7 protein-coding genes and 4 pseudogenes are annotated in these 15,516 nt (G+C 65.8%); 7 read left to right on the top strand and 4 right to left on the bottom strand.

All coding sequences use genetic code 11. The annotated features are described in order from the left end of the window. Positions 1-2: 2 nt before the first annotated feature. Positions 3-1,433, top strand: coding sequence for a PKD domain-containing protein (locus ATB1_RS08690; protein ID WP_042663336.1), 1,431 nt, complete (start codon positions 3-5; stop codon positions 1,431-1,433). 299 nt (positions 1,434-1,732) lie between these two features. Here ATB1_RS08690 and ATB1_RS08695 read toward each other — a convergent pair whose 3' ends face one another. After that, a complete protein-coding gene (locus tag ATB1_RS08695; protein WP_241768158.1) occupies positions 1,733-6,388 on the bottom strand; it encodes a dockerin type I domain-containing protein in 4,656 nt (1,551 codons plus the stop codon). A 535-nt stretch (positions 6,389-6,923) separates the two neighbouring features. Here ATB1_RS08695 and ATB1_RS08700 point away from each other — a divergent pair. The 5 genes and pseudogenes from ATB1_RS08700 to ATB1_RS08720 all read left to right on the top strand — a co-directional run bounded on the left by ATB1_RS08700 (position 6,924) and on the right by ATB1_RS08720 (position 11,673). After that, complete coding sequence (locus tag ATB1_RS08700) at positions 6,924-7,175, top strand: hypothetical protein (protein WP_042663339.1); 252 nt, start codon at positions 6,924-6,926, stop codon at positions 7,173-7,175. 495 nt (positions 7,176-7,670) lie between these two features. Next, positions 7,671-7,961: a hypothetical protein gene (locus ATB1_RS08705; protein ID WP_042663341.1), complete on the top strand. Its 291-nt coding sequence runs from the start codon at positions 7,671-7,673 to the stop codon at positions 7,959-7,961. Positions 7,962-8,140: 179 nt separating this feature from the next. Then, positions 8,141-10,399, top strand: a pseudogene (locus ATB1_RS08710) (NADP-dependent malic enzyme). A gap of 97 nt (positions 10,400-10,496) precedes the next feature. Continuing rightward, on the top strand, positions 10,497-10,694 hold the full coding sequence (locus ATB1_RS08715; RefSeq protein ID WP_004967129.1) for a hypothetical protein: 198 nt from the start codon (positions 10,497-10,499) through the stop codon (positions 10,692-10,694). 78 nt (positions 10,695-10,772) lie between these two features. Then, a pseudogene (locus ATB1_RS08720) lies at positions 10,773-11,673 on the top strand (universal stress protein). 52 nt (positions 11,674-11,725) lie between these two features. Here ATB1_RS08720 and ATB1_RS08725 read toward each other — a convergent pair. Further along, positions 11,726-12,761: pseudogene (locus ATB1_RS08725) on the bottom strand (sodium:calcium antiporter). A 122-nt stretch (positions 12,762-12,883) separates the two neighbouring features. Next, positions 12,884-14,280: pseudogene (gene thiC, locus ATB1_RS08730) on the bottom strand (phosphomethylpyrimidine synthase ThiC). Between the two features lie 406 nt (positions 14,281-14,686). Here thiC and ATB1_RS08735 point away from each other — a divergent pair. Then, entirely contained in the window at positions 14,687-15,007 is a 321-nt protein-coding gene (locus ATB1_RS08735) for a hypothetical protein (protein WP_042663344.1), read from the top strand. A 274-nt stretch (positions 15,008-15,281) separates the two neighbouring features. Here ATB1_RS08735 and ATB1_RS08740 read toward each other — a convergent pair. Next, positions 15,282-15,516: EamA family transporter (locus ATB1_RS08740; RefSeq protein ID WP_042663350.1), on the bottom strand; the 235-nt coding region annotated here is incomplete at its 5' end.

Here is a 15,516-nt window from a genome sequence, read left to right on the forward strand (position 1 = left end):
CGATGTCATTCCACACTCGCTCGCTGCTCGTCGGGGTCGTGTTGCTCGCCGCGGTCGTCGGGAGCCTCGCGTTCGCCCCGCTCGCACAGGCCGCAGGTGAGACGACCGTTCGCCTCTCACCGGTGAACCAGTCGGTCGAAGCGAACGACACCGCGACGGTCGATATCGTCGTCGAGAACGCTTCTGAGGGCGTCCGGTCCTACGACGTTTCAGTCCTGCTCGAGCGGGACGGGGTCGCCAGCGTTGCCGACGTCGAACTCAAGGGTGACCCGGGGTTCTCGGATGTCACGCCCGGAGACGACCGCCAGCGGGTTCGAATTACTGCCGGGACTGCTGACACCGCGACCGGGTCGAACGTGACGATTGCGACCGTGACCTTCACCGCCAACGGAACGGGCACGACGCCGGTCGCGCTCCGCGTGAACGCCCTCGGCGACAGCAACAACGTCGCGTACTCGGTGTCGCAAACCGTGAACGGGTCGCTGACGGTCGGTGACGCCGACGCCGGCGAGGATACGACCGCCCCGGTCGCAGACGCCGGCGACGACCTGACGACACCGGTCAACACGACCGTGACGCTGAACGCGAGCGGTTCGACGGACAACGTCGGTATCGACACCTATCAGTGGGACCTCGATGGGGACGGAGCCGTCGAGCGAACGACCGAGACCCCGACGGTGACCACGTCGTTCGCTCGGCCCGGAACGACGGCCGTCGAACTCAGAGTGACCGACGCCGCCGGGAACACCGACTCGGACACCGTGAACGTGACCGCGGTGGGCGACTCGGAGGGCGTGACGGTGCGGTTGGACCCCGAGTCGTCCCGGGTCTCGCGGGGTAACGAGACCGCGGTCGACGTCGTCGTCGAGAACGTGACGAACGGCGTCCGGTCGTACGACATCTCGGTTTCGACGGCCGACGGCTCGCCGGTCACCTTCGAGAACGCGACGCTCGCCGGTGACCCCGGCTTCCGGTCGGTCGATATCGCCCCGAACGGAGACCGAATCTCTATCACCGCAGCGGCGGCTGACACGCCTGACACCGGCGCGGTCACCGTTGCGACGGTGACGGTTCGCGGCACTCGCGGCGGAACCGCGACGCTCGAAGCGACCGTCGCGGCGCTCGGCGACGAGGATAACGAGCCGTACGCCGTCGGAGCCGTGTCTAACACCTCGGTGACCGTCGGACAGCGCACCGGACCGCCCGCAATCGTCGCGGACCGCCTCCCGACGGACGTCGACAACGACGGCGTCTACGAGGACGTCAACGGCGACGGGAACGTCTCGGTCTCGGACGTGCAGGCGATGTTCGCGAACCGAGACGACGACGCGCTCCGACAGCAGCGCGGCGCGTTCGACTTCACCGGGGACGGCGACGTCAACATCGTCGACGTGCAGCGTCTCTTCGCCGACGTTCGCGGCCGTCCCGCCTGACACCCGACACGCCGCTGCCGCGGTCGCTCGCGGCCGTGTCGTCGTGTCGTCGTGTCGTCGTGTCGTCGTCGGCCGGTCGGTTCTCTTTCTTCCGTCACCTTGTCCGTACTCTGGGTGTGACCTCGTTCCGGTCGGCCGTTGAGTCCTCCGCCCGCTCGGCTCGCTCCCGTGGTGAGCGGTCGCCCGTTCGAACGCTCCTGATGACGGCGGCTCCGTACGTCGTCGACCCACGAGGACGAGCGTCCGGTGGTCCGCAGAAAAGAACGTCCCGTCGCGGGCGCTCCCGCGAGGGCGCTGTCTCAGTCCCGAACCTCGACGAACAACCGCTGCACGTCGACGATGTTGACCTCGCCGTTGCCGGAGAAGTCGAACTCGTCGGCGTTGTCGGTGATGGCCGGGCTGTTCCGGTTCGCGAACATGGCCTGTACGTCGGAGACGGTCACGTTTCCGTCGCCGTTGATGTCCTCGAACGTTCCGTCGCCGTCCGGGTCGGTCGGCGCGGCGTCAGATGCGCCGACCGGTTCGAGGTCCACCGCGGTGAGGGTCACGCCGCGCTCGGAGCCGACGTCGTACTCGGTGCCGGGTTCGCTCCCCAGCACCGTCTCCGACACTGCGAGTTCGGACGTTCCGGCGGACGTGAGCGTGACGTTCACGCGGGCGAAGGTAACAGTCCCGTTCTGCGCCGTGTCCATGCCGAACGCGTCGATTGCGACCGAGTCGTTCTCCGGGCCGTACGTCGCGTTCGCCCCCTGCGGCGAGCCGAGGACGGTCACGTCGGTAATCGTTCCCGCCGTGCCGTTCGTCAGGTTGAGCGTCGTTTCGAACGCGCCGACGCCGTCGGTCACGTTCGTCGCGACGAGGTCGACGGTCACCGTCTCGTTCACGCTCGCGGTGGTCGGCGTCGCGAGCGCGCGAACGTCGACCGCGTCCGGCGTCGCGTTGGTCTCGTCGTCGCCCAACTGGACGGTCACGTTCCGGTCTCCGGTGAGCGTGAGCGTCTCCGTGGTCTCGACGCCTTCGAGGTCGGTCGCGTTCGGCGGCGCTTCGACGGTCAGCCGAAGGTCGCCGACGAGTTCGACGCCGGGACGCCCCGTCGCGTCGAGCACCATCGTCCCGTTCGGAAGCGTGCTTCCGGAGACGAACCCGACCGAGCCGTTGTTGCGGTGGTCGACCGTCACGCGGGCGTTCTCGACCGGGTTGCCGCTCGCGTCGACGACCGAGACGTTGAGCAGGTGACCCTCGGGGAGCGCGACTGCTCCGACGTCGTGCGGGGCGGTCCCCACGTCAATCGACGTCGCCGCGTAGACGTCCGGGACGGCGTCGCGCGGGAAGCTCACACCCTGTTCGCCGTACCGTTCCTGTCGGAACTTCACGTTGTACGTCCCGTTTTCCGCGACGGACACGCCGAACGACCCGTCGTCGGCCGTCCGAGCGAAGCCGCCGCCGGACGTCCCGTTCGTGTCGCCGAGGACGACCGTCGTCCGATTAACCGCCGGTTCGCCGTCCGGCCGGACGAACTGGCCGGTGACGTTCACTCGGTCGGTCAACCGGACCGTGAGGTTCGTGTCCGACGTGACGTTCAGCCGCGTCCCGACGAAGGTTCCGTTCGGTCCTCTGGCCTGGACCTGCACGTTGCCGCCGTAGTCGTTGGGAACCGCGTTCGGCCCGGCGACTTCGACACCCTTCGTCTGGCCGAAGATGAACTGTCCGCTGTTGTCGGTCTCCCCGCTGACGGAGTCGAACACGCGGTTTCCGCCGTAGGCGACGGCGACCGTCGCGTCGTCGGCCGGCTCACCCTGCCGGTCGAGTACTGTCACGTTGAGCCGGCTGGCGCTCGGTAGCTCGTCGCTCCCGAGATGTGTCGAACTGTCGGCGTAGACGCGGTGCAGCGGGTAGAGGTCCGGCACCCCGTCGACTTGGCTACTCGGCTGGACGAACGAGACCTGATAGGCACCTTCGGCGGCCGTCAGGTCGTATTCGCCGTTCGTCCCGAGCGCCGAGACGTCGTGGCCGGGCGCGCCGAGACGGGAGTCGAGGACGACCTCACCGGGCGGAACCGTTCCGTCGGCGGTCTCCACGAATCCCGTCAGGTTCGACTCCGTGTCGCCCGTCTCGTTCGGAGCGAGCGTGAACGAGAGTTCGGTGTCGCTCGTCACGGTGACGCGCTGCTGTTGAATCGTCTCCTCGTACGTGTCGGAGTCCGCCGGCGGCAGGACCTCGACGGTCACGTTGCCGGTGACTTCCACGCCGGGACGGGATGCATTATTGAGCGTGAGCAGGCCGTCGCCGTTCGTCCGGCCGCCGTACACCGCTCTCGCGGGGCCGTTGGCGTGTCCGAGACGCAGCCGCGCGTCTTCGACCGCAGTCCCGTTTTCGGCCGTCACGGAGACGTTGAGGACGTGGCCTTCGGGAATCTCCGCGTCGACGGTCGTCGTCTGCGACGTGTTGATTCGGTCGACCGCGTAGATGTCCGCGACGCCGTCGCGCGGCCACGCGTCGGCTCTGGCGGCCGACTCGCTCCCGTTGAACTGGTAGAACCCAACGTGATACTCGGTGTCCTGAAGCACCGACTGGTCGAACTCCGCGATGTCCTGCGTCGTGTTGTAGAAGCCGGTGTCGTTCGTCGTCGCGGCGGCCGTCGGGGTATCGAGCGCCCCGTTGAACAGCGCGACCGTATCGTTGACCAGCGGCGTTCCGCCGGTCGTCGTGATGCGGCCGGACACCGACGTGGTCTCGCGGACCGGCTCCGCGCTCTGGTTGACATCGATGTAGCCGTTCGCCGACGCGAGTCTGCCGTCGGCGGTGACGGTGCGGACCCTCGCCGAGTAGCTGTCTGCCGCCGTCGACGCCGGGATTCTGACCGACGCGTTCTCACCGGGTGCGAACGTGCGGGTCGTGAGCACGCGTTCTTCCGCCTCGTTATCCCACGAGTAGACGGTGAGCACGCCGCCCTCGACGGTCTCATCGGGGACGTCGTAGTTGATTGTCACCGTCTCGCCGGGGGCGACTTCCGTGTAGCTGCTACCGCCTTCCCCGACGTGGACGTCCACGCCGTACTGACTCAGCGACGGGGACGTCCAGTAGTTGAAGTCCCGCGTCCGGCTGTCCGCTGCGAGCGCGACCGAGAGCTGTGCGTCAGCGGGCACGTCGTACGTGAACGACGCCTGCCCGGTCGCGTTCGTCGTCACCAGCCCGGTCGCGAACACGCCGGCTCGCAGGCCGTCACGCGCGCCGACGTACGCGACGGGGGCGTTCGAGACGGGCGACCCGTCCGCGTCGGTGAACGATATCGAACCGTTCGCCGACTGGCCGGCTTCGGTTCCGTACTCCCCGTCGAGGTCGGTTTCGCCCTGCGAGATGTCCGTGTAGCCGTAGCCGACGACTGTACTGCCGTTGACAGTCGTCGTCGCGCGCAGTCGGATGTTCCTGTTGTGGTAGTTCGCAAGCGACTGCGGCAGGTCGAACGAGACGCTCGCCGCCCCGGTACTGTTCGTCGTGACGGTCCGGTAATCGAGAACCGTCGCGTCGACTCCCGAGAGCACGCGAACGTCCTGGTTACTCACTGCCGTGCCGTTTTTCTCGACGATGACCGTCGCCGTCACGCTCCCGTCCGGGCTGACGTCACCGCCCGTCCGGACGCCCACCTCGGCCGCCGGTTCGTCCGGCACCGGTTCGTCGTCCTCGCTCGTTCGGTTTTCGACTTCGAGTTCGGCGTCCTCAGCGATTCGAACGCCGTTCGTCTCGAGGGTGACGTCGTAGTGGACGCGGTACTCCGTCTGGTTCGCCGGTACGTCCCACGACGTCACGAACTGGCCGCCGGCGGTCGTCGTGAGCGTCTGGGTCTCCAGAACTGCATCGCTCTCGTTTTCGACGTGCAGCGTTATCTCCTCGTTCGCCAGTGGCTCGCCCGTCTCGGTGAGCACCGTTCCGGAAATCGACGCGCGCTCGCCCGGCCGAAGCTCCCACCAGTTCGGGATGTTGACGCTACTGATGTACTCCGCCGAATCGATGGTCGCGCGCTCGGTTTCACCGTTCGCCCCGGTCGCGCGAACGACGTACGGCCCCGTCTGCGTCGTCGTGAACGTGAGTTGCGCGAAACTGTCGGTCCCCGTCGTCACGTTCTGCTCAGTTACGCTCCCGTTCGGTGCCCGAATCTCGACGTGAACCGGGTCACCGGTCGTGGGCTCCCCGTCGACGCTCGTGTGGACCGCAACGTCAACGGTGCTGTTCCGCGGCGTCGTTTGACGGTAGTACTTCGGGACGAGATGCGCCCGCGGGCCCGCGGTGAAGCTCGCATAGGCCGAATAGCCGCTCACGTCCGACGTAACGAACACTTGGTACTCTCCGTTATCGCGTCCGGATAGGTCGTAGTCGACGACTGCCGTCCCGTTTTCACCGGTCGTCACGTTGAACGTGTCCGTCCCGTTCGGCGTCTCGACTTCGACCGTGAGTGACGTGTTCGCCGGCACGTACTCGTCCGTCGTCACGTTCACCGCGCTCACGCGGATGTCGACCGTCCCGTCGCTCCGATACGACGGTTCGCCGTACTCGTAGGCGACGCTCGCCCCCACATCGATATCCGCGTCCGAGTCGTGGCTGAGCGAACTGAACTCACCGTCGGACGACTCGACGTCAGTCGACGTGACCGTCGCGTCCTCCGAGAGTTCCACGCGTTCGGTCCGTTTTTCGATGCCGTCGTCGGTCCGTTCGTAGGTGACGACGAGGTACTCCCCACCCGGGAGCGACGACGTATCAACTTCGCCTCCCTCGAAGTGGTAGTCGGCACCCGATTCGGTGTCGATGAACACCACCTCGAGAACCTCGGTTGCGTTTGCTGACTGTAGCTCTGCGTCTGGCGGCTGCCGCTGTATCTCCTCTGCCGCACTAGCCCCAACTAATGCGACCGAGCAGACGAACAGCACTGCCCCAATTGTAATTGCTATCCGTGCTCGCATCAGCCACAACTGTTAATTGGAATAGTATAATTGTGTGGTACATTCGGGCCGAGCGGAACGTCTCGCGGTTCGTGACCGAACGAAGCGACGCGGCGAGAAGACACGCCGTCTGACGGGACGCGGCCGCTGTACGCCGTGCCTCCGTTCCTTGTTTGGAGTTCGGGCACCCCCGTGGAACGCTTCCTGATACCACGTGCGGGTTGGTATAATAAAATTAGAACTGTTACACTAGTCGGGCACGCCCGCCTCTCTGCACCGCGGGTCGTGGAAGCGGAATGTCTCCGAGAGTTGCAGCGTCCGGTAGTAGGGAGAACTCGGGGCCTTTCGACGGCATTATTCGACCGAGGGGGCCAGTCGAACGACACGTCGGGTCGTTCGCTGCTGCTGTCGTTCGACACCCACCGGTTTTACCGGTCTTCACGGGTGTCACTCGGAGAAACAATTATTGGCTGTCGACTGGACTTCCAACCGAATGAGTGCCCTCCGCGCGCTATGAGTGTGGATTCATAGCCCGAACAGGCACGTTCGATACAACATGGTGGCTACACACTACGAAGTGGGTGAAAAAGTACCAGCGGATATCTGTCCGACGCTCGCCGACGAGGGAGACATCACGTTCGCCGTCTCCGTCGAGGTCTACGGCGGCTACGGGAGCGCAAAGCACGTCTACCCGACAGAGCAGGTCGAGCGCATCCAAGACCTGTTCGTCGTGGGCGGCGAGATCGACGAGGTGGGGGTCGCGGACGACGTCCGTCTCTATACGATTCCGCACGACGCGCTCCGCTGAACGTACCACAGCCGTCGCCCCAAATTGTCGAATCAATGACTTATCAACGCCGCGAACCCCGTGCCGCGGCCGACGCTTTCGTGGAGTAGATATATCCGCGAGCTGACCATCGACGGACGGCCCCGGAACGCGCCCATATGACAGCATATATACCGGACAGTCAACCATCAGTTACGCCCGAGAATTAGACAACTAAATTATATGATGCGCGTCACCCACGCCACCGGGTTTGTCCCTCGAAACTGTATAGAACAGTCGCGTAAGGAGTCACACTCAGAATCGAGGGCGCGAAGGGGGGAGCCGTAGCGTGACGCACTCGAAGCGGAAGTAGTCCGCTCTCACACGTGTCAGTCGTCCACTCAGTAATGAGGATTGAGTAATAATTATGACGGTGCTCGTTGGACATATTATCGAAACTTGAGCAGTACGGTATCGGATTGTGGGTGGGGAGCGGTACTGCTTAAGATAATCAAAAATTGTGTGGGTTGTCAACGCATGGCCAAGGAGATCTACGATGCAGGGGAAGTCGTACCGTCAAGCATCTGTACAGTCGACGACGACGAGGACGGACTGACGTTCGGTTCGACGGTGGAGGTTGACGAGGGAGAGGTCGCGTTCGCCGTTCCGGTCGAAGTCTACCGCGGCTACGGAAGCGCGAAACACATCTATCCGCTCACGCGCGTCGACGACGTCTCCGACCTGTTCGTGACACAGCGGCAGTTCGAGGAGGTGTCCATCGCCGAGAACGTGCAGTTGTACACGATGCCGCACGAGTCGCTTCGGTGAGCGTGCGGTTCGAGCCTCGCGTCTCCTGAGACGCGTTCCCGTCCGAACTCGGTTATCCGCCCGCCCGCCTTCTCGGCGGGAACGTCCGGTGCCGAACCGCCGGATTCTACATGATTATTTTTCGGTGTGTCTCTGTCGGAGCGAAGAGTCTACTTACCTGACCGTACCCATCACGAGCAATGACACTCGAAGACGACGCCCGAGACTACCATCGGCGGCCGCCCGCGGGGAAAGTGGAGATAGCGACGACGAAGCCGACGAACACCCAACGCGACCTGAGCCTGGCGTACTCGCCGGGCGTGGCCGCGCCGTGTCTCGACATCGCCGACGACGAAGAACAGCGGCCTACGAGTACACGGCGAAGGGCAACCTCGTCGGCGTCGTCTCCAACGGCTCCGCCGTGCTCGGCCTCGGTGGACATCGGGGCGCAGGCGTCGAAGCCGGTGATGGAAGGCAAGGGCGTGCTGTTCAAGCGCTTCGCCGACATCGACGTGTTCGACGTTGAGTTCGACCACGACGACCCGCAGGCGTTCGTGGAGTCGGTCGCCGCGATGGAGCCGACGTTCGGCGGCATCAACTTGGAGGACATCCGCGCGCCCGAGTGCTTCGAAATCGAGGAGTCCCTGCGCGACCGGATGGACATTCCCGTGTTCCACGACGACCAGCACGGCACGGCCATCATCTCCGGCGCGGCGCTCCTCAACGCCGCCGACATCGCGGACAAGGAGCTGTCGTCGCTGAACGTCACCTTCTCGGGAGCGGGCGCGGCCGCAACCGCGACGGCGCGGTTCTACGTCTCGCTGGGCATCCCCCACGAGAACATCACGCTGTGCGACATCGACGGCGTTCTCTCGGAGTCGCGGGCCGAGGCTGGCGACCTCGACGAGTACGCCGAACCGTTCGCCCGCGGCGTCGACGACGGCGACCTCGAAGACGCAATCGAGGGCGCGGACGTGCTCGTCGGCCTCTCGGTCGGCGGCATCGTGAGTCAGGAGATGGTGCGGTCGATGGCCGACAACCCCATCATCTTCGCGATGGCGAACCCGGACCCCGAAATCGCCTACGAGGACGCGAAGGAGGCCCGCGACGACACGGTCATCATGGCGACCGGACGGTCGGACTACCCGAACCAAGTCAACAACGTTCTCGGCTTCCCCTTCATCTTCCGCGGTGCGCTCGACGTGCGCGCGACCGAAATCAACGAAGAGATGAAGCGCGCGGCCGCGGAAGCGCTGGCGAATCTCGCCCGACAGGACGTGCCCGACGCGGTCGTCAAGGCCTACGGGGACGGCCCGCTGCAGTTCGGTCCCGACTACCTCATCCCCAAGCCGCTCGACCAGCGCGTCCTCTACGAGGTGACGCCCGCCGTCGCCGAGGCGGCCATGGAGAGCGGCGCGGCCCGGCGCGAGCGCGACCTCGACGACTACCGCGAGGAGTTGGAGGCCCGCCTCGGGAAGTCCCGCGAGATGATGCGCGTCGTCCTCAACAAGGCGGCGACGAACCCCAAGCGGGTCGTCCTCGCCGAGGGCGAAGACGAGAAGATGATTCGCGCCGCGAGCCAGTTGGTCGAAGAGGGCATCGCCGAACCCATCCTCGTCGGCCGGACGAAGGAGATTCTCCGGACCGCCGAGGACCTCGGCCTCGACTTCGACCCGACCATCGCCGACCCCGAAAGCGGCGAGTGGAACCACTACGTGGACCACCTCTACGAGCGCCGCCAGCGCAAGGGCCTCACCCGGACGGAGGCTGCCGAACTCGTGCGGAGCGACTCGAACTACTTCGCCAGCGTCATGGTCGCCATGGACGACGCGGACGCGATGCTGACGGGGCTGACTCACCACTACCCCTCGGCGCTCCGCCCGCCGCTGCAGATTATCGGCACGGCCGACGACGCCGACTACGCCGCCGGCGTCTACATGCTGACGTTCCGGAACCGCGTCATCTTCTGCGCCGACGCGACGGTCAACCTCGACCCCGACGAGAACGTGCTCGCCGAGGTGACGAAACACACCGCCGAACTCGCCCGGCGCTTCAACGTCGACCCCCGCGCGGCGCTGCTCTCGTACTCGGACTTCGGGAGCGTCACGAACGAGGGGACGCGCAAGCCCCGCGACGCGGTCGAACAACTGCACGCCGACCCCGACGTGGACTTCCCGGTGGACGGCGAGATGCAGGCCGACACCGCCCTCGTCGAGGAGATGCTGACCGACAGCTACGACTTCGCGGAGCTCGACGACCCCGCGAACGTCCTCGTGTTCCCGAACCTCGAAGCGGGTAACATCGGTTACAAACTCCTCCAGCGCCTCGGCGGCGCGGAGGCTATCGGCCCGATGCTCGTCGGCATGGACAAACCCGTCCACGTCCTCCAGCGCGGCGACGAAGTCAAAGACATCGTGAACCTCGCGGGCGTCGCGGTGGTCGACGCCCAAGAGGAGTAACGCACGCCGAGTGGCGTCGAGCCGCCTCGGCCGGCCGCGACAGCGACCCCGTCGTGTCAGCACGAGAAATTAAATACGTTCAACCGAGTCAGGGAGTATGGTCGAGTTGGGTACGCACACGTCGGCGTCGGAACGCCGGTTCGCACTCGGGTGGGTCGGGATGGCCATCGTGATGTCGCTCGCGGTGGCGGCCATCGATTTCCTCGAACTGCCGTTGCAGACGGTGTACGTGTTCGCGGCGGGCGTAACGCTTCGGGAAGCTATCGGACTGGCGGTCTGGGCGCTTCGACGCTGACGGCGAGGGCGCGGTCGACTTCTCACCTCACGGCGACCACCCTCGTCGCTTTTGTGAGTTCGCTGATAACATTGAACCATGTTCGACCGACTCCTCTTTCCGACCGACGGGAGCGACGGCGCGGACGCCGTCCTCGACCACGTCGTCGATATGGCCGCCGCCCACGACGCGACCCTCCACCTGCTGCACGTCGCCCCGCCAGAGCCCGAGCGACGCCCGAACCTGCGCGACGAGGGGGACGAAGGTGACGGAGCGGCGGGCGAGCGCCGCCGAAGCGACGGCGAGCGATTCGTGAGCGACGCCGCGGCCCGTGCGTCCCAGTCCGACGCGGCGGTCGTGACGAGCATCGAACGCGGCGAGCCGTACCGGGTCATCACCGAGTACGCCGCCGAACAGGACGTTGACCTCGTCGTTATGCCGACCCACGGGCGGACGGGGCTGAGCCGCCTGCTCCTCGGGAGCACCACCGAGCGCGTCGTCCGGCGGTCCGACGTGCCCGTACTCACCGTCCGACCGGACGCGGCGACCGACCTCGCGTACCCCTACGCCGACGTGCTGACACCCACGGACGGGAGCGCCTGCGCGACCGCGGCGGTCACGTTCGGCAGCGAGTTGGCGGCGGCGACCGACGCCGCACTCCACGCGGTCTCGGTCGTCAACGGTCGCCGCCTTCGGCGCGGACATCCGCGGGCCGCTCCTCATCGACGAACTCGAAGAGCGGGCGAGCGACGCGGTCGAACAAGCGGGCGACGTGGCGGCCGCCGCGGGCGTAGAGACGGTCCGCGAGTCCGTCGGCCGCGACGTGTCGATTCACCACGGCATCCTCGCGTACATCGACGAACACGACGTTGACCTCGTAGTGATGGGCACCCACGGCCACACGGGCTTCGACCGATACATGCTCGGGAGCGTCGCCGAGAAACTGGTCCGGACCTCGCCGGTGCCGGTGGTGACGGTCAGAGAGCCACGAGACGAGTAGGTCGGGGCGTCGGGCGCTGGTCCGCAGTCGGCGGACGCCGGCCGCTTTCGCGTCAGTTCCGAAGCAGGCTCGTGACGCCCGCAGTCTCGGCGATAATCCAGCCGACGAAGACGAGATACGCCGCGCCGAGCGCGTAGCACTCCAGCCGCGAGAGCGACAGGTCCGTCCGGAGCAGGCCGAACAGCAGGACGGTCGCCAGCGTCAGCACGCCCAGCATGGGGACGGCGACGGCGAAGTCGACCGGGACGCTCCCGACGATGAGGACGCCCACGGGGATGGCGACGAGCAGGTCGAACGTGTTCGACCCGAGGACGTTGCCGAGGCTCGTCGCGCTGTTGCCGTCAGCGGCCGAGCGGACGCTGACGAGCGTGTCGGGAAGGCTCGTCGCGGCGGCGACGATAGTAACCCCCGCGAGGAACGTCGGGACGCCGAAAGTCCCGCTGAGCGATTCGACGCTCCCGACCAGTTGTTCGACGCCGATGAGGATGACGAGGAGGCCGCCGAGGAGTCGTACCCACTCCCGGCCGATGCCGTCGGCGACGCCCGCGTCCTCGCTTTCGTACTCCGAAACGTCCTGCCACTGGATGAACAGGTAGAGCCCGTAGAGGAGCAGGGGAATGAGCGCGACCGGGCGGGTGAGCTCCCCCGTCAGCGCCGGGCCGTCGGGCGCGGGGAAGTAGATGACTGCCAGCGAGAAGGTGACGACGAGCGTGGCGACGGCGACCATGTAGAACTGCGCCTCCTTGTAGACGACCAGCCGGCTCGTTTCGAGGTCGCCGTCGGTGGCGAGCCCCGACAGCGCCGGAATCACGAGGATGTTGAAGATGGCCGAGCCGACGATTGCGCCGACGCCCATGTCGAAGACGCCCGCGGTGGCGGCGATGGCAACGCTGGCGAACTCGGGAAAGCTCGACCCGAGGGCGACGATAGATAGAGCCCTGCACGACCGCGGGAAGGCCGTAGTACGCCGCGAGGTGGTCGGCGGACTCTTCGAGCCAGCCGCTGCCGATCCAGATGAGGCCGGTCGTCAGGAGAATCACGACGACGTTCGCGAGCGGCGACGACGGGACGAGACTGCCGAGGACCATTGGTACTCCCTTTCAGCGACGCGGAAAAAGAAGCCACCGACACGGGGTGGTCGCGCGCGAGACGGGTTCGGTCGGTGGCCCGTTGCGTCGGTTGGTCGGTGGGTCGCGGACGCGGCGGGTCGTCAGTCGTCGCCGTGGGCCGATTCGGGCGTGAACGTGACGCCGCCGATTTCGATTTCGTCGGGGACGCGGTCGGTGTCGTGCGCGCCGACCGGCGGGAGGTTCGCGTCGGCCGCGAGCGACGCGTCGAGGTCGGTCGCGGACTCGATTGCCGTCATCTCGCCGTCGGCGTCGCGGGCGTCCTGGTCGATGCGCATCGAACAGAACTCCACGCCGCACATCGAACAGAAGCGCGCCTCCTTGTAGTTGTCACCGGGGAGCGTCTGGTCGTGATACGACCGCGCCCGCTCGGGGTCGAGCGCGAGGTCGAACTGCCGCGCCCAGTCGAACTCGTAGCGCGCCTCCGAGAGCGCGTCGTCCCAGTCGCGCGCGCCGGGGAGGTCGTTCGCCACGTCGGCCGCGTGGGCGGCGATTCGGTAGGCTGCGAGTCCCTCGCGCACGTCCTCACGGTCGGGAAGCCCGAGGTGTTCCTTGGGCGTGACGTAACACAGCATCGCCGCGCCGGCGCGGCCGGCCTCGGTCGCGCCGATGGCGCTCGTGATGTGGTCGTAGCCCGGGGCCACGTCGGTGACGAGCGGCCCGAGAACGTAGAACGGCGCGCCGTCGCAGACGTCCTGCTGGCGTTCGACGTTCTCGGCGATTTGGTCCATCGGGACGTGGCCGGGGCCCTCGACCATCACCTGCACGCCGTAGTCCCACGCGGTCTGCGTGAGTTCGCCCAGCGTGTCGAGTTCGGCGAACTGCGCGTCGTCGCCGGCGTCGGCCAGACAGCCGGGTCGGAGACTGTCGCCGAGCGAGAACGTCACGTCGTGCTCGGCGAAGATGTCGCAGATGTCCTCGAACGCGACGTACAGGGGGTTCTGTTCGCCGTTTTCCTCCATCCACTGGGCGAGGATGGAACCGCCGCGAGAGACGATACCCGTCTTCCGGCCGTCGGTCAGGGGGAGGTGCTCCATCAGACGCCCGCGTGAATCGTCATGTAGTCGACACCCTGTTCGGCCTGTTTCTCGATGATGTCGAGAAGCAGGTCGCGGGTGATCTCTTCGGGGCTGTCGACGCGCTTGACCGCCTCGTAGATGGGGACGGTGCCGATGGGGACCGGCGAGTACGCGACGTTCGCCTCGCGAATCTCGTCGAGGTTCGACCCCGTCGAGAGGTCCATCACCGTGTCCGCGCCGTAGTGGACCGCGGTGTGGAGCTTTTCTAACTCTTCTGTGAGGTCGCTCGTCGTCTCGCTGTTGCCGATGTTCGCGTTGACCTTCGTGGCGAACTCGCGGCCGATAATCATCGGGTCGAGCGAGTCGTGATTGCGGTTCGCGGGGACGACCGCCTGCCCCTCAGCGACCTGTTTCCTGACGAACTCGGGGTCGCGGTTCTCGCGCTCCGCGACGCGTTCCATCGCAGCGGTGACGCGTCCCTCTCGGGCGTGTTGGAGTTGCGTTGACGCCATTGATTACCTAGTGATACAACTGGCTAATAACAGTTGTGACAGCCGCGGGTGCTGGAGACGGCCGGAGACTCCGGGAATGAGATAGTGGGCCGAGTGCGTTCCCACCGGAATCCGACACTACGGGGTCAGTCGGCGGTGTCGAAACCCTCAGATACTGATGGACGTTGTGTGCTGAATCGAGCGGGTGTTCGCAGCAATCTGCTAATGTCCCGTTCGGCTCGTTGAGAATCGGTCGTCAAGTCAGTGTGGTCACCGTTCGCTGGTCGAGGCGGTATTGCTGAGCGGTGGTGTGTTGGACACAACCATCCCGAGAACCGACCACAGCATTATGGCGCTCGCTTTCAAAATGCCAAGGATGCCAGACGACAAACAGGGTCGAGATAAGCAGGCGGCCAACGAAGAACAGCGCCAGCGTGAGCGAGCGCTCCAAGAGGCGCGTAACCGCGCCGACGAACCCGAACCCGGGAAGCAACTCGGTGACCTCGACGATGCGCTTGAAATTCAGGACTATCCGACCACAACGGAGCAACTCGTCGAGAACTACGGCGACTACGAGGTCGAAACACAAGGAGGGTGGCAACCCATCCACGAGGTGCTCGCTTCGGTCGACAACGAAATATACGACTCCGCGGACGACGTTCGCGACCGGATACAGCGACTGATAAATCGGCGGTGAGTGCGTCCGAAGCGGTCTCTGCCGTGGCGATATTTCGGCGGCCCACGGTCCGAGACGCGTCCTCTCTGTCTGTACCACTCTTTGGCCCGTCCACATCAGTACGTATCGGTCCACTGCGGTTGGACATGTTCTCTCTCTCTCGCTCGCGCTGTTTGGAGCGCTCTTCCCCTGTCTGTGACCGACGAGTCTGACCCGGAAGACTACGGGCTCGACTCCTCGGACTCGGAGCGGTAAACCGCCTCATTTCCGCTGGAGAACGACACGATTCAGCGGGTTACTGGGTGACCAAGACGATTCCGACGACCGCGAACGCGATTCCCGTGAGTTTCGTGACGGTCAGTTCGTCTCCGAGAATTATCATCCCGATGATGGCCGCGACGACGAAGTACATCGCACCGAGCGTGGAGACGACCGTCGTCGACCCGTGAGTGAACCCGATATACATCGAGATGAGGCCAATTCCGGTGAACAACCCGGCCACGCCGGCAAGGAGTCCGCCTCTCGGGGTG

Source organism: Haloferax sp. ATB1, from assembly GCF_000730175.1.